The sequence below is a fragment of the Pirellulales bacterium genome, from assembly GCA_036499395.1.
Classification (GTDB): Bacteria; Planctomycetota; Planctomycetia; order Pirellulales; family JACPPG01; genus JACPPG01.
Genome location: DASYDW010000116.1, coordinates 19,968 through 39,605 on the forward strand (window position 1 = coordinate 19,968; position 19,638 = coordinate 39,605).

General features: G+C 60.4%; 12 protein-coding genes. 3 read left to right on the plus strand and 9 right to left on the minus strand.

Going from position 1 to position 19,638, the window contains the following annotated elements:
• The first annotated feature begins 126 nt into the window (after window positions 1-126).
• Entirely contained in the window at window positions 127-3,591 is a 3,465-nt protein-coding gene (locus VGN12_20335; GenBank protein HEY4311807.1) for an efflux RND transporter permease subunit, read from the plus strand.
• A gap of 101 nt (window positions 3,592-3,692) precedes the next feature.
• Here the strand turns inward: VGN12_20335 and VGN12_20340 are convergent, their stop codons facing one another.
• Entirely contained in the window at window positions 3,693-4,970 is a 1,278-nt protein-coding gene (locus VGN12_20340) for a threonine/serine exporter family protein (protein HEY4311808.1), read from the minus strand.
• A 276-nt stretch (window positions 4,971-5,246) separates the two neighbouring features.
• Here VGN12_20340 and VGN12_20345 point away from each other — a divergent pair, with 276 nt between their 5' ends.
• Window positions 5,247-5,681: a VOC family protein gene (locus tag VGN12_20345; protein ID HEY4311809.1), complete on the plus strand. Its 435-nt coding sequence runs from the start codon at window positions 5,247-5,249 to the stop codon at window positions 5,679-5,681.
• 10 nt (window positions 5,682-5,691) lie between these two features.
• Here the strand turns inward: VGN12_20345 and mprF are convergent, their stop codons facing one another.
• A complete protein-coding gene (gene mprF, locus VGN12_20350; GenBank protein HEY4311810.1) occupies window positions 5,692-8,286 on the minus strand; it encodes a bifunctional lysylphosphatidylglycerol flippase/synthetase MprF in 2,595 nt (864 codons plus the stop codon).
• Window positions 8,283-9,140 (minus strand): lysoplasmalogenase, encoded by an 858-nt coding sequence (locus VGN12_20355; protein HEY4311811.1) that lies wholly within the window; start codon window positions 9,138-9,140, stop codon window positions 8,283-8,285. The genes mprF and VGN12_20355 overlap by 4 nt, the downstream gene beginning before the upstream one ends.
• 216 nt (window positions 9,141-9,356) lie before the next feature.
• On the opposite strand from VGN12_20355, the gene VGN12_20360 reads away from it, so the two are divergent.
• Window positions 9,357-10,268 (plus strand): DUF1559 domain-containing protein, encoded by a 912-nt coding sequence (locus VGN12_20360; protein HEY4311812.1) that lies wholly within the window; start codon window positions 9,357-9,359, stop codon window positions 10,266-10,268.
• A 45-nt stretch (window positions 10,269-10,313) separates the two neighbouring features.
• Here VGN12_20360 and VGN12_20365 read toward each other — a convergent pair whose 3' ends face one another.
• The 6 genes from VGN12_20365 to VGN12_20390 all read right to left on the minus strand — a co-directional run bounded on the left by VGN12_20365 (window position 10,314) and on the right by VGN12_20390 (window position 19,636).
• Window positions 10,314-12,008: a TolC family protein gene (locus VGN12_20365; protein ID HEY4311813.1), complete on the minus strand. Its 1,695-nt coding sequence runs from the start codon at window positions 12,006-12,008 to the stop codon at window positions 10,314-10,316.
• Between the two features lie 280 nt (window positions 12,009-12,288).
• Complete coding sequence (locus VGN12_20370) at window positions 12,289-13,902, minus strand: DHA2 family efflux MFS transporter permease subunit (protein ID HEY4311814.1); 1,614 nt, start codon at window positions 13,900-13,902, stop codon at window positions 12,289-12,291.
• Window positions 13,903-13,916: 14 nt separating this feature from the next.
• Window positions 13,917-15,440, minus strand: a complete 1,524-nt coding sequence (locus VGN12_20375; protein HEY4311815.1) for an HlyD family secretion protein — start codon at window positions 15,438-15,440, stop codon at window positions 13,917-13,919.
• A 189-nt stretch (window positions 15,441-15,629) separates the two neighbouring features.
• Window positions 15,630-16,739, minus strand: coding sequence for an ABC transporter permease (locus VGN12_20380; protein ID HEY4311816.1), 1,110 nt, complete (start codon window positions 16,737-16,739; stop codon window positions 15,630-15,632).
• A 6-nt stretch (window positions 16,740-16,745) separates the two neighbouring features.
• Window positions 16,746-17,903, minus strand: coding sequence for an ABC transporter permease (locus VGN12_20385; GenBank protein ID HEY4311817.1), 1,158 nt, complete (start codon window positions 17,901-17,903; stop codon window positions 16,746-16,748).
• Window positions 17,900-19,636 (minus strand): ATP-binding cassette domain-containing protein, encoded by a 1,737-nt coding sequence (locus tag VGN12_20390; protein ID HEY4311818.1) that lies wholly within the window; start codon window positions 19,634-19,636, stop codon window positions 17,900-17,902. Before VGN12_20390 ends, VGN12_20385 begins: the two co-directional genes overlap by 4 nt.
• Between the last annotated feature and the right edge of the window lie 2 nt (window positions 19,637-19,638).

Here is a 19,638-nt window from a genome sequence, read left to right on the forward strand (position 1 = left end):
GACCGCGATGCGTAGAAAGTCAGAGGGTTCCTTGCTTCCCTCACCCGCGCTGGCGACCCATGCTTATTTAACATTTCGCCAGAAGCCTTGTCACCAACGGCGTACTCGTGCGACAGGCAAACTGTCATGGTAGCGAAACTCGTTCAATGGGCTCTCAATAGCCCGGTCGTGGTGCTGCTCGTCGCGCTGGCGCTGGTGCTGGTTGGCGGTTACGCATTTACGCACGTCAACGTCGAAGCCTATCCCGACCCCGCGCCGGCCATCGTCGAGGTCGTGGCACAATATCCCGGCGCGAGCGCCGAGGAAATCGAGCGCCAAGTTACGATTCCCCTGGAAGTGGCCCTGGCCGGCATACCCGGCCTGAAGTACACGCGCGCCAAGTCGATGTTCGGTCTGTCCCACTTGCGCAACCAGTTCGAGTATGGCGTCGACTACGAATACGCGCGGCAACAGGTCATCAACCGCTTGCAATCGGTCGATCTACCGCCGGGTGTGACGCCGCAGATCTCGCCCGCTTCCCCCATCGGCGAAATCGTTCGCTACACCCTAACCAGTCCACGCGACTCGCATGGACGGCCGATCTATACGCTCAATGACTTAAAGTCGCTGCAAGATTGGACGCTGCAGCGCGAGTTTCGCCGCGTGCCGCGCATTGCCGGCGTCGTCAGCACGGGTGGCGAGGTGAAACGCTATGAGATCCGCCCCGATCCCGATCGCTTGAAGGAATACGGCATCACCCTCAGCCAGTTGCAGGACGCCGTCAAGCAGAGCAACGCCAACGTCGGCGGCGACTATGTCGTTCAAGGAGATACGATCCAGATCGTGCGTGGTATCGGGCTGATCGGCGGCGGCGAAGATCCGATGCTGGTCGCCATGCAAATGAAGACCCCCGAGGAGGCCGCGGCGTATTTGCGCTCCGAGGAAAACCGCCGCATCCAGGAAATCCGCCGCATCGTTATCGCGGCCACCAACAACGTGCCGATCCGTGTCGAGCACGTCGTCGAAGGAGGCCCGGTAAAGACCGGCGGCGCGCTCGGCGAGCGCGGAGTCGTCGTCAACCATCAAACTCGCCAAGGACGGCTGGCCATGACCAGACCGCTGCAGAATGAGCATGAAGAGGACATTCTCGACGCTCAGGGGCAGCGGCAATGGGTGGACCTGGAAGACGAAATCCAGGGCATCATCCTGCTGCGCAAAGGGGAACAATCGATCCCGGCACTGACTGACGTGCTGGCCAAGATCGAAGACATGAACAATACGCCAGGGCGTCTGCTGCCCGGCGTGCGTATCGAGCCTTTCTACGACCGGTCGCGACTGATCAGCGTTACGACCGAGACGGTGCGCGAGAACCTGGTCGTGGGAATGCTACTGGTGTCCGTGATTTTGCTGATGTTCCTCAGCAACGTCCGCGCAGCCCTGATTGTGGCCATCAACATCCCCCTGGCCTTGCTGTTCGCGTTCGCCATTTTGTTCCTGCGCAACAAATCGGCCAACCTGCTGTCGATCGGCGCCGTCGACTTCGGCATCATCGTCGACTCGTCGGTGATCATGGTCGAGAACATCTACCGTCGACTCAGCGCGGGCGAGAACGCCAACTTGCCGCTCAAGGATCGCATCCTCCGCGCCTCGCGCGAGGTCGAGCGCAGCCTGTTCTTCTCGACGATCATCATGATCTGCGCCATGCTCCCGCTGTTCACTATGACGGGTCCTGAAGGCCAGATCTTCGGCCCGATGGCAGACACCTATGCTTTTGCCTTGGCCGGTGCCCTCGTGTTGGCGCTCACCGTTTCGCCAGTGCTTTGCTCGATTCTTTTCAAGCGGCTCAAACCCGGACACGACAATATCCTGGTCCGCGCCCTCAAGGCGTTCACGCTGGCCGAATTGGAAGTGCTGCTCAAACACCGCTTCCTGACGATGCTGTTCTTCGGCTTCATTTCCGTGGGAACGATCTGCTACTTGCCCTTCCTCGGTCGTGAGTTCATGCCCGAACTCGAAGAGGGAAATATGATCGTACGTGGCACGTTCCCCGTGAATGTGTCGTTGGACGAAGCGGTGGAAAAGGCCAAGATCGCGCGCAGCATCATGACCAAGTACCCGGAAGTCCGTCTGGCGACGTCGCAAATCGGACGTCCGGACGACGGTACCGATCCGACGGGCTACTACAACGTGGAGTGCTTCGTACCGCTCTATCCGCCTGATGAATGGCCAAAGATCGACGGTCGCCGGCGCAACAAAGAGGAATTGATCCGCGACATGAACGAAGAATTGTCGCGCAACCTGGTCGGGATCAGTTGGGATTTTTCGCAAATGATCCGCGACAACGTCATGGAATCATTGTCCGGCGTCAAAGGCGAGAACTCGGTGAAGATTATCGGCCCCCAGCTCGACGAGTTGGAAGACCTGGCCGGTCAATTCAATAGCGTTCTTTCCAGCGTGCCTGGCATCGTCGATCCCGGCGTATTCCACATCCGCGGCCAATCGAACCTGGCCTTTCCCGTCGATCGCGAAAAATGCGCCTTGTGGGGCGTCAGCGTGGCCGACGTCGAGGACGTCATTCAAACGGCCGTGGGTGGCAAACCGTTTACCGACATGGTCGAAGGAGAACGTTCGTTCGATGTCACCCTTCGTTGGCCCAAGGATCTGCGCCAAACCGAGGAACAGATTCTAGATATTCCCGTCGACGTCGTAAAAAACAACATCCCCGTCGCCGACAACACGACAGGCTCTGGCACGCTGTCCGCCATCGGCACGAGTGTCGCGCAGCCGAACATCACTGGCAGCTCGTACAGCGCCACCGGTGGCACCGTCAGCCGTGTGCCGCGCCGCCGGTTGAAGGATCTCGTGACCCCGATCGATGTCCAAGGTGTCCCCGATCCGCATGGCACATTCGTGCGTCCCGGCGCCGCTATCATTTCTCGCGAGCAAGGAAACCGTCTCATCGCAGTGAAGTTTGGCGTTCGCGGGCGCGACCTGGCCAGCGCCGTCGCCGAAGCGCAGGCCAAAACGGCCAGCCTGCTCAAGCCTCCCTACCGCGCCGTGTGGAGCGGTGAGTTCCAGCAAATGCAAGAAGCCGAGCAGCGCATGGCGATCATCGTCGGTTTGGCGATGGTGCTCATCATGGTCATGCTCTATTTGGCGTTTCGATCTTTGCTCGATGCCATCGTGGTCCTGGCCAATGTGGCCATCATGTCGATGGGAGGGGTCTGGACCCTCTGGCTCACTGGATTGAACTTCAACGTCTCGGCCGCGGTCGGCTTTGTGTCGATTCTCGGCGTGGCGGTCATGAATGGCCTGTTGCTCGTTTCGTCATTCAATGCCCTGCGCGCCAGCGGAGTTCCTCTTCACTCGGCAATCCGCACCGGCTCGCTGAACCGGATCCGACCTTTGACGATGACCGCGCTGACTGCCATCTTGGGGTTGTTACCCGCCGCGTTGTCGACCAAGATCGGCGCCCAGTCACAACGTCCGCTGGCTATCGTGGTCGTGGGGGGCATGGTGACGACCCTGCTGATGTTCAACTTGATCCCCGTGCTCTACAGCTTTTATGGCCATCGCGAGCCTCCCGAAGGGGCCGGACATCTGGCTGAATAAAAACCGGCCCCGTCCTGGTGCAGCAGATAGCGGCCGCGATTTAGGGGTAGAGGGGGCGACTCAGATATCCATGCGCCGGCCGGAATGCCGTGGCTCCGCGATCAAGAAGCGGCGTTTCGTTCGCCCAAGAGCGAATTGCTGAACAACAGTCCGGCAACCAGCGCGATTCCGACCAGGAACATCTGAAAAGCCGAGTCCACGCCGTGGTCGGTATCCTGGCTGAGGAACGCCTCGAGACTGCGATACCCGATCGATCCCGGCACCAATAGCGCAATGCCAGGCACGATCACAAGCTCGGCGGCGCGACGACTGAAGCGCGCATAAAGGTTGCCAGCGATTCCCAGCAACGTCGCTGCCAGAAACGGGCCGGCCAACTCACCGACGTACGTTTTGCCGAATCGCGAGCCGACCAGCGCAACGATCGAAGCACACAGGATGATACTGAAGTCACTCGCGCGGGCGCGAAACCGCAGCAACGATCCCACGGCCACGATGAGTAGAGCTGGCAATAAAAACCACTCCGGTAGATGAGCCGGTTCGACGTCGCGAATCTTCGGCCATATCTCGGCCAACTGATACCCAGTCACGGAACCCAACGTCAGCGCGAGAAATACCGTGCCCACGTTGGCCAGCCGGCTGGCGCCGGCAGTGAGTTGGCCATTGGCCAATTCCTCGAGCGAATCGACAAGCGCGATGCCAGGCAACAAGACAACCAGTCCCGCCGCCAATGGAATCCAGCCCCCATAGGCGCCGAAGATCTCATCGGCCGATCCGGCGATGAAAGCCGCGGCAGCCGCGGCGATGAGTTCAAACGGCCGTCCCGCGCGACGATACCGCTCCATCACAAACGCCAGGATGCCCACTGCCAATCCGACGCAGGTCGAGACGATCAGCTCTTGCCAGCCGCCGCCGAAGAAAACGGAAAACGGCGCGGCACTGAGCGTGTAGGCAGCCACGGTTGGTAGAAAACCGCGCGGTATCGCGGATTGCATGATCTTGGCGATTTTGGCCTCGCCCGCCACCGGCGTCATCGAACCGTCGATCAAACGATCAGCCACGAGCATGATCTGCGACAACCGATCCAAGTCGACCGCGCTCGGCTTCATGCGCAAGACAAAGGTGATCGGCCCTTCCGCCCGATGAATCGACAGAAAATGCCCCGTCGGCAGAATGAAGGCTTGAAGTGGAACCTGGAACCGCTCGGCAACCTGCACCAAAGTTCGTTCGACCTTGTGCGCCGCCTGCCCCATTTGATGCAGCGCCGTTCCCAACGCCACCAGCAAGCGCACGACTTCGTTCAGGTTCGCATCGAGCGAAATATTCTGCGTGATAACCGAATCATACAGGCTCTCCTGTTTCGACCGCGGATCAGGCTTCATGCGAACACGCGAAATCGTAAGGGGTCATCGGCGGCGATAATCGGGCGGAACAAGCTGCTCGCGATCTCGTCATTCAATTCGAACGATAGCCGCACGCCATGCAAATCGTCGTCGAGAAGCTACGAATAGAAAAGTGTACTATCGCCTCGCGGTACTGTCGCCGGAACCGTCGTCACAATCGTCACACGATCCTGGTTCGGCTTACTGCGACCAATGATAAGATGGCCGCTGGTGGCACGGATCGCGTTTCCTCTTTTCAAACTCGGTAGGGAAATCATGGGAATCTTCAAACGCCTGGATCACGTGTCGATCGGCGTCATCGATATAGATCGCGCCTGGCGATTGTTCGTCGACGTTTTAGGTGGAGAGCCTCTGGCCGATCGCGGCGAGACCTCGTCCGAAGGTTTTCAGTGGGCCACCTTCCGCCTTGGCGGCAAGAAACTGGAGTTGGTCTCGCCGACCATTCCCGGCGAAGGGGGCGTCGGTCGTTACATTGCTCGCCACGGCGAGGGTTTTCACCATCTGTCGATCAGCGTCGAAAATCTGCCTGACGCGATCAAATATTTCGAATCGCAGGACATACGCGTGCTGGCCGCGAACTACGACAACCCAAATTGGCGGCATTGCTACTTGCATCCGCAAGATACGTGCGGCGCGCTGATTCAGGTCTTTGAAGAAAACGAGAAAACGTTGGGCGATGCAGACGCGTGAAACGTGTGGCCTAATCATCAGCCCGTGTCGCGCCGGCCGAGATTAATGTCGCCACATTGGCCAGGATGCGCGGCAGTCGCAGTCCGCCCGGCGAGGCCAGATAGCGCGGCTCCCATTGCGGGTGGAACTTTTCCTTGTATTGCCGCAGCCCTTGAAAGTTGTAGAAGTGCTCGCCGTGCCGAAACACCAGCGTCCCCACTTTATTCCACAGCGGCGCGAGCGGCCCCACGTCCAAACCTGACAGCGGCGCCATTCCCATGTTGAACCATTCATAACCTTCGCTGCGTCCCCACAGCATCAAATTCACGAACAGGTATTCCATGATGCCTGCCGGGCCGTTGGGCCGGTAACGCATCAGGTCGATCGAGAGTTCGTGTTTTTCCGCGCCGCGCAACACGTTGGCGAAGCCGACGATCTTTTGCTCCTGGCGCACGAGCGCCATCGGAAAACGCTGCAGGTAATCTTCGCGAAAGAAGCCCAGCGAGAATCCTTTTTCGCGTGCATGCCGGGTGGCCAGCCATTCATCCGAGATCTGCTTCAGTTCGGGCATGATGGCAGGCACCGACTCCGGCGGCACCACTTCGAACGAGCAGCCGGCATGCGTCGCCTTGTTCACGGTTTCGCGCAAATGGCGCCGCGCGCTCCCGTCCGTACTGAACTGCGAGAGTGATACGCGACCTTCTTCCCCCAGCTTCAATAGCGACAACCCGAGGTCCAGGTAACGTGGCAGGTTGGCAGCGGCCACCTGGTAAAAAACCGGCGAGCCGGCGTGTCGATCGCACAGTTCGCGAAAGCGCCAGGCCAGTTCATTGGCGTCGGCCGGCGCCCCGACCGGGTCCCCTAGCGAAACCCAGCTCGAACCCTCGATCGCATACATCAGGAACGCCGAGCGGTTTTCGTTGAATAGCAACGATTTGTCGGCCGCCAATGCCAAGTACGCCGTCGTTCGCCGGGAGGTCGCGGCGATTCGCGCCGCGGCCGTCAGTTCGTCTTCGTCGGGCACGTGCGCTTCCGGATCGGCCGGCCGTAGCAAGCGAGCCAGTCCCGCGGCCACCAGCACCGCCGCCGCGCCGACCATCGCCCGCAACGACCGCGGCGCGTCCTCGGCTAGCGCGAATCGCCACCACAGCGAGTGGGCGTACTCGACGTGCTTGTGAGCAAACACCCCCAGCCACAGACTTCCCAAAAACACCAGAATGATCGACGTCACCCACCCCGGCGTGAATGTTTCATGCAACAACGACGCCTTTCGATCGAAATAGCGCCGTGACGGCAAAAGTGCCAAAAGCATCAAGGTCAGGATCGCCGCCTCTTCCAGGTTGAAACCGCGCAACAGCGAGACAACAATCCCACCGGCCAGCAACCCGACCGACAAGTGATAAGCTGCGTCCAAACGCTGCAACAGGCCGCGCGCCAACAGCAGCAGCCCCATCCCGGCGACACTGCCGAACAAGTGCGACAGCTCAACAACAGGCAGCGGCACAAAATCCGCCAGCCAGTGCCAACGCGACACCGTGCGTGGCAGAGCGCCGTAAATCAACAAGGCTGTACCACCGGCAAAAGTCGTGCAGGCCAGCACGCGCGGCACGACCTCGGGCGCCCAGCGGCCAAACACGCCCGCATAACGTGTCACGGTCTCCCAGCGCATAAACGCTTCGTGCCCGGCCAGCAGCACCGTGGCGAGCACTAGCGGCAACAAGTAGTACGTCAAACGATAGACGACCAACGATCCCATCACCGATGCCGGATCCTGCGGCGCAAGCGTGTGCAGCAAGATCGCTTCGACGACTCCCAGGCCGCCGGGCACGTGGCTCATGATGCCTGCCACCTGCGCCGTCAGAAACATTCCCAAGAACATCGGGTAAGAAACCTTGATCTCGGCTGGCAACAGCGCATACAGCACAGCGGCCGCCGCCATCAGATCGGCCGTCGCCACCAGCATCTGCATCAGCGTGAAGCCCGGCGGAGGAAGCGAGAACTCCCAGCCCCACACCGTGAACGGCTTCAGCCGCAACATGCTCAGAACTAAATACGCCCCGACAAACGCCAATAATCCGACGCCGATCGGAAACACCGTGGTAAAGGGCAACTGCACTTTGACCAGGTCGGGCAAAGGCAACGGATCGAACGTGAAAACCAGACCGGCCAACGTGCAAAAGCCCAGCACGAAGGTCAACGTGCAAACGGCGATGATCTTCACGACTTCAACGGCCGACAGCCCGAAGATCGAATATAGCCGATAGCGCATCGTCGAGCCCCCCAGGATCGCCCCGAAGTTGTAGCTCGAGACGTAGCTGACGAACGAGGCCAGCGCAATGCGTGAATAGGAAAGCGATCGATCGATGTAATGTAGTGCCAGCCAGTCATAACCGGTCAGCAACGTATAGCTGAGCGCCGTCATCGCCAGCGCCGCGCCTAATTGACTCCAGGACAACAGCGATAATCTTGCTTCGATATCGCGCAGCGAATAATCTCGCAATTCGCGATGAAGCACGAATATCGCGGCCGAGAAAATCGCGACGACGGCCAGGGAACCAACCGCGCCGATCACGCGCTGCCGCCAGGCGGGCGCGGCATGCGACGGGGCGCGAGAGTCCTGCTTCATATCCGGTTCCCGATGTCGGGGGGCGCGACGTCAGGGGCGTACTGGTGAACTTCTAAAAAGGGGCATACCGCCAACGCTCCAAAGACGATCAGCATCTGCCCCGGCGAGTACGACAGCCAGACCAGCTCCGTCGAATAGGGCAGCGAACCGCGAAATAGGCCAATCGCCAGTAACATGTCGCTGAGGAAGAATAGGCCGGCCCCAACCGCCATGAAACTGAACAGGCGATTCTGCCAAGCCAGGCCCGTCGCAAAACCCGCGGTAGACGCCAGCAGAAGCGAGTACGGTAGTGCGGGAAATACCAGCGGTTTCGTTTTTTCGTTCGGCGCCAGGTAGACGATCCCGTACCAGCCAACTGTGGCGATCAGCAACCAGGCAATCAGAGAGACATTGCGAGCCCATCGGTCGCGTAAGTTGGCCACCCGCGCCGCCACGAAACAAGCCCCGATGTAAGCGATGTGCCCGAGGCCGAAGGACACCATCCCGCCCAACACCGGGTCCGGCAGCGGCACAATCTTGGTGAGCAGATCGGCATTAAAAAAATCACCCAGGGTTCCCAGTGCCATCCCCACGGCGATCAAGCCAATAAACCTTCCCGCGGAAGTCGTGCGCCACGAGCGATAGCCCACAAGCGACGCAGCGACCAAAGCCAGCGACGCCCCCATTCGTCCCCAGGTAGCGGGCAACGAGCTATGCCCCGCCGCGGTATTCCCCCAAACCATGGCAAATGCCAGGCACACGGCCCACGCGATCCACAAAACGAGCAACAAATGTCGCGGCGCGCTGTCAGCGTTATGGCCCCCGCCGTCGAAACTGTTGCTCGTCGTTGCCGCGAGATTCTTGGATTCAGTCATAGCTCGCCTTCCAGAAGGATTCTGGTGTTTGTACTCGAAGTGGCTCGGCAAACCTACCCCCGGTGCATGTCCGCGCCGGCCAAGCCTGCTGACGACAAATTGCTGGGCAGTGTCGTAGGCCCTCTCTACAATCAGGTCAGGAGCGGCATATCGCGGCACGTCATCGGTTCTGGAAGCAGCACCCAGTGGCGGTCCGCACACGAGCGAGGCGTGTCTATGAGCCGATCCCTAGCGCGAAAGCGTGCCTTCACATTGGTCGAGTTGTTGGTGGTCATCGCCATTATCGGCGGACTCGTGGCCCTTCTGCTGCCGGCTGTTCAGGCAGCGCGCGAAGCCGGACGCCGCTCGGCCTGCACCAACAATCTCAAGCAACTAGGGTTGGCCCTGATACAGTACGCCGACGCGTACGGCGGATTTCCGCCCAGTAGCACCAGCCAGATCGATTTCGGTGTCTGGAGTCCCAACCCGGCAGGTTACCACCTGCACAGTTGGGCGAGCCTGATATTGCCGCTTTTGGAACAAGCGAATCTGCACGACCAGGTGAATTACAACGTGTCGGCGCTGGCGCCCTCGAACTACGTAATCGCAGCGCAACAGATTCCCATCTACCGCTGCCCATCATTCACGGGGAACGACTTCAGCACAGCGGACGTTTACACGAAGCTATCGGCGCAATATGCCACGCGCAATTACGCGGCCCTCGGGGCGACCACGATCGGCAGCCTGTGGCAACAGCCCGATGGCGTGATCTATCCGCGTGTGAGCACGCGGTACATAGACGTGACGGACGGATTGTCGAACACGGTGATCCTGGTCGAGACCTGCGAACCGGATGTGGCCGTATGGATCGATGGTGGCACGGCGGCCGTCGCTGCGCACCCTTACGACGAATCCAACACGCCGGGCTATGCCTTGCCGCAGGTGGCCTTGAACTTTCAGCCCTACTTCGCCGGCAACGGACAAGGGATCGACGCCCAGTTCGGCCCGTCGAGCATGCATCCGCGCGGCGCCGTTCATTTGATCGGGGACGGATCCGCGCGTTTTATCTCTGACACGATCGACCCGGCGTCTTACGATGCGATTGTGACGCGGTCCGGCGGCGAAGTGATCGATGTCACGCGATTCTAGATCGCCGCGTAGGCGTATCGACGGGGTTCACTTCGAGTGCTTTAACTACGGTCGCTTCTTGTCGTTGTCCAGCACCGGTCCATTGATGACCGGCCCGGCTGGCGCGGGCACTCTCTCTACAGGCTCGACCGGATTACCGTCGGCACCATTGATCGGCGCCGCATTCGCCGGACCTTGCGGCACGACCTCGGCCTCGGGAGGTGCCGTGGGCATCGGCATCTGGCCACCGATAAAGTAGCGCCATCCGCCGCCGAGCGACCGATACACGTCGATTAACCGTAGGCCGATGTCGCCTTGCGTTTGGGCCAGCGAGTCCTGCTGAACGACAAGTGTCGATTGCGCGTTAAAAACGCGATTGAAATCGGTGACGCCCCCTTCGTATTGCAGCAGTACCAGCTCGACGGCCCGATTCGCTTCGAACACGCTTTGCCCTAGGCTCATGGCCTGCTGCTGCGACTGCAGAAAGCCTATCAGGGCGTCCTCGACCTCGCGCCCCGCGGTCAGGGCAGCTTGCTGATACTCAAGCGCCTCGCGTTGCAAGCGAATATCTTGCGTGGCGATGTTGTTGGCGATGCGGCCATAGTTGAGCACATTCCATTGCAGGCTGGGCAGAATGAATGCCGTAAAGCTGTCCGTGCGGAACAGCGCCGGAAAGCTGTTGGCCGCGTAGCCCAGAAACCCGTTTAACTGCAGGCGCGGATAGAGATCCGCCTCGGCCACGCCGATTTGCGCGCTTTGCGCCGCGACCTCGCGTTCGGCACGGCGCACGTCTGGACGGCGACGCAACAAATCAGCCGGAATGCCGATCGCGACCTCGCTCGGCGCCCGCGGGATGGGCGCCGGTGACAGCGACGAGGCCAGATCCGTAACCGGCATTCCTAACAAGATGCACAACTGATTGGCGGCCTGACGCCGGCCGGCGATCAGCGGCGGAATAAGCGATTCGGTCTGGGCCAGGCTGGTACGCGCCTGGCGGACGTCGAGCTCGGTAGCGGCACCGTTTTTGAATCTCTGCTCAGCCAGTTGAGTCGAGCCTCGCTGAATCTCGACATTGCGGCGGGCAAACGATAATCGCTGCTCAAAGGTGCGCATCCGCACGTAGTTCGACGCCACTTCCGAGAGCATTAGGACCAATGTCTCGCCGTAACCCTCGAAGGCAGCATCGACCTGCGCCGTGGCCCCTTCGATCGAACGTCGATATCGACCCCAGAAATCCAGTTCCCACGAGGCGTTGAAGCCCGTGGAATACAAACTGATCGAGGTGGGAAGCGCAATGCCCAGATTGTTAGTCAATTGCCCGTGGAAGTAAGTGGCGGCCGCGGTTTGCTGTTGCGGAAACAGATTCCCCACCGCGATGCCACGCTGCGCCCGCGCTTCCAGGATGCGCGTGCCCGCCGCGCGCAAGTCGAGATTCTGCGCTCGGGCTTGCTCGATCATGCCGTTCAGCGTGGCATCATTGAACACGGTCCACCACGCGCAGTCAGCCGCGGGCTCGCTAATTACGCGTGGATCCGCGCTATCGATCCAGGCTGGCGCCACCGGCGCGGGAGGTCGGGCATAATTCGGACCGACCTTCAACCCATTGCGCCACCATTGACGCAGCGAAGTGCAGCCGCAGGCCATGCCCGTCGCGATGACCAACAACAGGGCAACGGCGACTCGCGCACGGAGCGCGCGCTTCGGGCGCAAGTGTTGCGCGGCGCGCCGGCGCTGTGCGGATGACGAAGACGGTTTACGCATAGCGGATCACAATTCGGTTGGCAACGTCGAAGCAGGCAGGCCCCGGATGACTCGCGAGTAAGGAAAGCGGATGGCGCGGCCGTGAAGACAGCCGTAGGCAGGATGCTGACAATGTCGCTAAATGCGCTTCTCTCAGAATTACTCGGCAATCCGCGAAAGCCGGCATGACAGGACCGGCCCGCCCCCCCAGGACCGCCAAAGTGTCCCCACCTTACCGCCTGCGCAAGCTCTGCTAGCAGCCAAGTCACCGAGAGAAGTCCGACACGGATCGATCGCCGCGCTACTCGGCCCCGATGTGGGCGCCCTTTTCGGCGACCGAGCGTTTCATGAAGAAGACCAAGCCCACGAGCGCAAGGGCCAGGATCGAGGCCAGCCAGAAGACGTCAAAGTAGGCCAGCGAGGAGGATTGCTGCTCTCGAATATTGGCAAGCATCTCTAGCGCCATATCCTGCGACGTGGCGGCATCGCCTGTGTGCTCGTAGAAAAAAGTCTGAGCCCCTTCGAGAAACGAGTTGACGTTCGGACTGAACGGGTCGAGCGATTCCCCCAAGCGCAACGCATGAAACTGGTCGCGCCGCTCGTGAATGGTTTGCGCCATCGAGGTGCCGACGCTTCCTCCCTCGTTGCGTAACAAGCTGAATAAGCCCACGGCGGCCCCGCGCAAATGTTTCGGCGTGTACATGTAGGCCGCCACGTTGATCGGCGCGAAAATCAGCGACAAACCCATGATCGATAGCACGCGCGGCCAAACCACCAGGAACGGGCTGATCGACAGATTCATCTGCGACATCCAGTAGCACCCGGCCCCCATCACCAGCAGGCCGGCGATGATCAGCTTTCGGGCGTCGACACCCCGGCCGAGCAGGATGGCAACGATCGGTAACAGCGCCACTGAGAAGAAACCTGACGGAGACATGACGAAGCCTGAACTGGTAGCGTCGTAGTTAAACAACGACTGCAGTAAGCCCGGCAGCGAAGTGCTGATGGCGTATAAAACGCCATAGGCGCAAAAGATCACGATCGAGGCCACCGCAAAATTGCGCTCGGCCAGTGGCCGAAAGTTGACGATCGGCGCGGCGACACTTTGCGAGCGATAGATGAGCAGCACCAACGACACTACCATCATCGCGGTCAGTGTTTGCACGCGCCAAAAGGGATCGCCAAACCAGTCCCATTGCTGCCCTTTGCTCAGCACCACTTCCCAACAGATCATCACCGTGGCCAACAGCACCAGGCCGATCGTATCGAAATTCAGCGGGCCCCGCCGCAAGTCGGCGCGCTCTTTCTTCAGATATTCGGGATCTTGCAACAGAAAGTAAGACGCTGCGAACGCGATTGCCCCCATCGGTATGTTGATATAGAAAATCCAGCGCCAGGAATAATTGTCCGTGATGTACCCGCCCAACGAAGGACCGAGAATCGGCGCGAGCAAGCCGGCCACGGCAAACAGTGTCATCGCTGATCCCTGCTTTTCCGGCGGGAAAGCGTCCAGCAGCACCCCCTGGGTACACGGTTGCAATCCCCCGCCGGCCAAACCTTGCAGCACGCGGAACAGGATCAACTGCCCCAGGCTGGTCGACATGCCACATAGCCCCGAGCTGAGCGTGAAGACCGCGATCGAGGCCAGAAAATAATTTCGGCGGCCGAAATGCGCGGCCAGCCAACCGGAAATGGGCAGGATAATGGCGTTGGCGGCCAGGTAGCTGGTGATGACCCACTCGCTGTCGATGACGGCCGCGGACAAACCTCCGGCGATGTAGCGCAGCGCTACGTTCGCGATCGTCGTATCGAGCACTTCCATGAACGTCGGCACGACCACGGCCGCGGCCACGAACCACGGATTGATCGTGCGCGGCGCCGCGGAAGTCGACAGGGCAAGGGCCGGACTGCTCATGAATCGGTCGAGCCTTACGGGGCCATCTCGGGACGAATGTCCTGCAATCTCTTACCGGCGTTGGGGCCGGTTGGCGCTTCGCGATAGCGCACATAGGGAACGACCGAAAGCCCAACAAACAGCGTGTGCTCGTCGGGATTGTAATCCTCGAGATCGATGCGCACCGGCAGGCGTTGCACAACCTTAACGAAGTTGCCGGTCGCGTTTTGCGGTGGCAATAGCGCCAACGTTGATCCAGTACCCATCGTAAAGCCAGTGATCCGTCCCTTGAAATGTTGACGGCTGCGATACATGTCGACTTCCACATCGACCGGCTGACCGATGCGCAGGCGGGCCAGTTGTGTTTCCTTGAAATTGGCGTCGATCCAGATGTCCGTCAGCGAGCGGATGGCCATGACCGCCTGACCAGCTTGTACATTGTTGCCCGGATTCACGTTGCGGCGTGTGATCACGCCATCGATTTCCGCCAGGACGTCGCAGTACCGCAAGTTCAACTCAGCCTGAGCCAGGTCGGCCTCGGCTTGGTGAATCTTGGCGTCAGCTTGCTTGATCGGCGCCGCGTCGGCGACGAGCTTCGCGTAGATTTTGTCGACGTTTCCCTGGGGATCGCGCTTGTAGAACTCCTCAATGATCTGCTTGGGCGAGGCATCGTACGTCGTCGGCACAATGCCTAGCGGCGCAGCATTGACCAGCACGTCGGCCAGTGCCTGGCGCACGGTTGAGAACGTTTGATCGAGGTTTTCAGGGACATTCAACGGATCGTCATTATTGCCGGGCAGCCCCAGACCGGCGCGCGTTTGCTGTACCGCTTGATTGGCGCTGGCGACCCGATTTTTGGCGACATCGAACGCCGCGCGATACTGATCGAATTGTTGTTTGCTGATCGCGCCACTGCCAACCAACGATTCGCCACGTGCGAAATCGCGTTCGGCGAGCGCGAGATTTGCCTGCTCGGCCTTGAGTTGTGCCACATTCGATTGCAGCAATGCCAACTGATTGCGTACATCCTCCATGGCGTGCTCTAAGCGGAATCGCGAACTGCGTGCCTGAGCGGCAATACCGCGCAGACGATCTTGCGTCGCCACCATGTCAGCATGGGCGTTTTCCAGCGCCGCCTTCTTGAGCGCCAGTTGAATCTCATACGGTTCCCGATCCAGCTTGACGAGCACATCCCCCTTGTGAACGCGATTGTTATCGTCGACCAGCACCTCGGTGACCTGGCCGGGGACGCGAGCCGCCACGACCGTCACGTGACCATTCACATAGGCATCGTCGGTCGAAACGGTGGTGAACGCACGAACCACCATCGGCGCCAGCAGGTATCCTCCGACGGCGAGGGCCACGATACCTAAGCCGATCCACAGCCCGCGGCGCGATTTCTTGGCTGGTGCATTAACCTGTCCAGGCGCGATGGGCGTCGCAGGAGGCGCCGCATGACCGCCGGGGGATTGCGGCGTGTGACTATCGCTTGCCGTCGTGGGGCCGTGCGCCGGATCGGCCACCGGCGTTTGCGACGCGTGGGAATCGTGCGGAGTCATGGGTCGCTCCTCGGCACTAACAGGCGGAAGACGTAATGGGTTAGCCCCAAGGGCGCGGGTTCGGCTCACGACACTGAGATCAGGCCACCGCAGCCCGCCGTGGCGACTGTATTGTCTCGACGGCAGCCCACAGGGCAAGGACGCCGACGCAAAAACACGATGATCAAAGGCCAAGGTCCGGTCGGCCCATTACTCCATCCGGTGCCGGAAGAGCCAGGCGGCACTCGACAACGTAACCAGAGCGATAATCGCCATCGGCCAAAGGTTTGCCACGACAACGGAAAGGGGGGCGTTCTTCAAGAAAATCCCCTTCACGATCACGATGTAATAGCGGATCGGATTCGCCAAGGTCGCATACTGCAGCCAGTCCGGCATGTTCTCGATCGGGCTGGCAAACCCCGAGAGACACATCGCCGGGACCATGAATACAAAGGCGCCCAGGATGGCCTGCTGCTGCGTCTTTGCCAGGCTCGAAACAAACAACCCCACGCCGATCACGGCGAACAGGTAAACGATCATGCTGCCATATAGGAGCAGTAACGAACCCTGGAAAGGGACGCGGAACAGGGCCACGCCCACGGCGATCATGCCGCTGGCCTGCGCGATGCCCAGAATGAGCGCCGGCACGGTCTTACCGATAATGATTTCGAGCGGCCCCAGCGGCGACACCAGCAACTGTTCGAACGTCCCCAGCTCGCGTTCGCGCGCCACCGAGAGCGCCGTGACCAGCAATCCCATCAGCGTCGTAAGGATGGCCACCAGGCTCGGAACCGTGTTCCACGTGACCGTCTGGTTGGGATTGAACCACAGCCGCCCGATGACAATGGTCGACGGCGGCGACGCCCGGGACGCCGACATAAGTTGCTGATTGTAGGTCGCGACAATCGCGTTGGCGTAGCCCTCGACGATCTGCGCCGCGTTCGAGCGGCGACCATCCAGTAGCAACTGCACATTGGCCGGTCGATGGGCCGCCAACTCGCGGGAAAAATCAGGCTGAATGTACAAGACCACGAGCGCCGTACGCGAGTCGATGGCCGGCGCAATCTGACTCTCGTCGTCGAGATAATCGATCTCGGAAAAATTCGGCGAGCCTGAGAAGAGCGCCACGAGGTCGCGGCCATTGGTCCCCAGGTCCCGATTCAGGATCGCGATGCGGACGTTCTTGACTTCCTGCGTAGCCGCAAACGAAAAGATTAAGAGCTCGACCAGCGGCGGTACGATCAGAATCATCCGGCTCTTTGGATCGCGCCAGACGGCGAGAAACTCTTTCACGATCAACGTATAGATGCGCTGCCACATGGTGTCCTACTCCAGCCGCATCCGGGTTGAACGTATCAACAAAGCAAGTAACACCGCACCCATCGTCAATAGCGCCAACGTATTCGGGACCAACACCGACAGCACATCGCCGGCCAGGAACATCGTCTGCAGGCTGGCGACGAAATACCGCGGCGGCAACAAGTAGGTCGACCAGCGGATCGGCCACGGCATGGCGTCGATTTCGAAAATAAAACCTGACAGCTCGAACGCCGGCAAGAAACCACTGACCAGTGCCGCCTGGCTGGCCGCGAATTGATTGCGAGTCAATGTCGAGATCAACAGCCCCAGGGGCAACATCGCGCATAGAAATGCGGCAGAAACGATGACCAGCGCCAGAATCGAACCTCGAAACGGCACACTGAACACCCACACCGCGGCAATGACCGACAACCCCATCGCCCCCATGCCCAGCAGGAAATAGGGAAGCAACTTGCCGATCAAGAATTCCGACCGCCCGACGGGCGTCGACATCAGGGCCTCGATCGTGCCACGTTCCCACTCGCGCGCCACGACTAGCGCCGTCAGCAACGTGCCGATCAAGGTCATAATGATCGCGATCGAACCAGGAATCAGAAAGTTCTGGCTGCGCACATCGGGATTGAACCAATAGCGAGGCTCGATCGTCACCAGGCCAGGCAGCGCGCGACCGGCCACCATGCCGCTGCGCGCAACGGTTTCTTGCTCTAGCCAGTTGCTCCATACGCCTTCCACATAGTTCAAGACCAGGCCGGCCGTATTGGGATCGCTGCCATCGACCAGGACTTGCACGGGGGCCGATTCGCCACGTCCCAGGCGTTCGGCAAAATCCGCGGCCAACACGATCACCCCCTTCACGCTTCCAGCGACCAGTTCATCCTCGACGTCGCGCCGATCATGTGCCGGAATGACATGGAAGTAAGGAGAATTGCGGAACGAGGCCAGCAAGCTGGCGGCTTCGGGATTCGATTGCTCGATCACGACGGCCACCGGTACGCGCCTCAAGTCGAGGGTCACGCCATAGCCGAAAATAAAGAGCAACAATAGCGGCAGCAGTCCAGCGATCAGATAGCTGCTTGGATCGCGGCGAATCTGCAACGTCTCTTTACGCACCAGGCCCGCGACGCGGCGCAGCCAGGCGGCAGACCCGGTCAATGTGCTGGTCATGATGCCTCCCGTCGCTGGTCGTACGCTTCGACGAGGTCGATGAAGGCATCTTCCAGCGTGGGCTCGGTGCGGTCGTCGCGACGGACCGACTCCTTTAAATCATCTGGCGACCCTTCGGCAATGACGTGCCCCTGGTAAACCAGGCCGATGCGATCGCAATATTCGGCTTCGTCGAGAAAATGGGTCGTGACCATCACCGTCACGCCATGATCGACCATGGCGTTGATATGCCCCCAAAATTCTCGCCGTGTCAGTGGATCCACGCCGGACGTCGGCTCGTCGAGGAACAGTACCGCCGGTTCGTGCATCAGCGCGCAGGCCAGCGCCAACCGCTGCTTGAAACCCAGCGGCAACTCGCCGGCGTTTTGTTCCAAATAAACGCCGAGCTTGAATGCCTCGATGACACGCTCGATCGCTGCCGAGCGCCGCGAGCCGGACAGGCCATAAACGCCCGCGAAGAAATTCAGATTCTGTCGCACGCTTAGATCGGCGTAGAGCGAGAACTTTTGTGCCATGTATCCCAGCCGGCGACGGGCACGGCCGCCCGCGCGGTACAGGTCAAAACCGGCGACACGCGCGCTGCCGGCCGTGGGGCGTAACAGGCCGCACATCATTTTGAATGTCGTCGACTTGCCTGCACCATTGGGGCCGAGCAGACCGAAAATCTCGCCGCGACTGATACGGAACGAGATGTTGTCGGCCGCCGTAAAATCACCGAAGCGCTTCGTCAGCGACTTGGCTTCCACCATAATTTCAGTCGAGACAGCTGCGCTCGTTGTCTTTTCAACGACGGGTGCGACCTCCCCTTTTGGGCCGCCCCCCAGCAGTCCAACAAATGCATCTTCGAAACGGGGCGGCGTCGCCACCACCGAATCGGCCGAGATACCGAATGCACGCAGGTCCGGCGTTTGGCCTTCATGAGCCATCACCAGCCTGACGCTGCTCCCCTGAATGACGCCATCGATCACGCCAGGTTCGGTGAGAACTTTCGCGAGCACCTTGCGCCGCTCGGCTCCCAGATTTTGGATCAAAAAAGTGCGGCCACTGACACTATCGGTCAGTTCCTTCGGCGGGCCGTCGTAGACGACCTTTCCTTCGTTGAGCGTTAGCACCGTGGCGCAACGTTCGGCCTCGTCCAAATAGGCGGTGCTCCACACCACGCCGATGCCGGTATCGACCAGGTCGTAAACCATTTGCCACAATTCGCGGCGCGAAATCGGGTCCACTCCGACACTCGGTTCGTCGAGCAACAACACGCGCGGCGCATGGATTAGCGAGCAAGCAAGTCCCAGCTTTTGCTTCATCCCGCCCGACAGCTTGCCTGCCAGCCGATCGGTAAATGGTCGCAGGGCCGTGAACGATAACAGTCGATCGAATGCCTGGCGGCGGGCTTCGCCGACGACCCCGCGCAGATCAGCGTACAGGTCCAGATTCTCTTGGACGGTCAGATCTTCGTACAGACCGAAACGCTGCGGCATGTAACTAAGCACGCGGCGCACCGGCGCGAGATCGCCTGACGCATCGTATCCGCAGATACGAATTTGCCCTTCGTCGGGAACCATAAGTCCGGCGAGCAAGCGCAAGAGGGTCGTTTTCCCTGCGCCGTCGGGACCAACCAGCCCCGTCACCTGTCCCGGCTCGACGCGCATGTCGAGATGGTCGATCGCCGGCGGCGCGTCGGCGCCAAAGCGTTTCGTGATGCCCACGGCCACAGCCAATGCTTCGTCGGCCATGG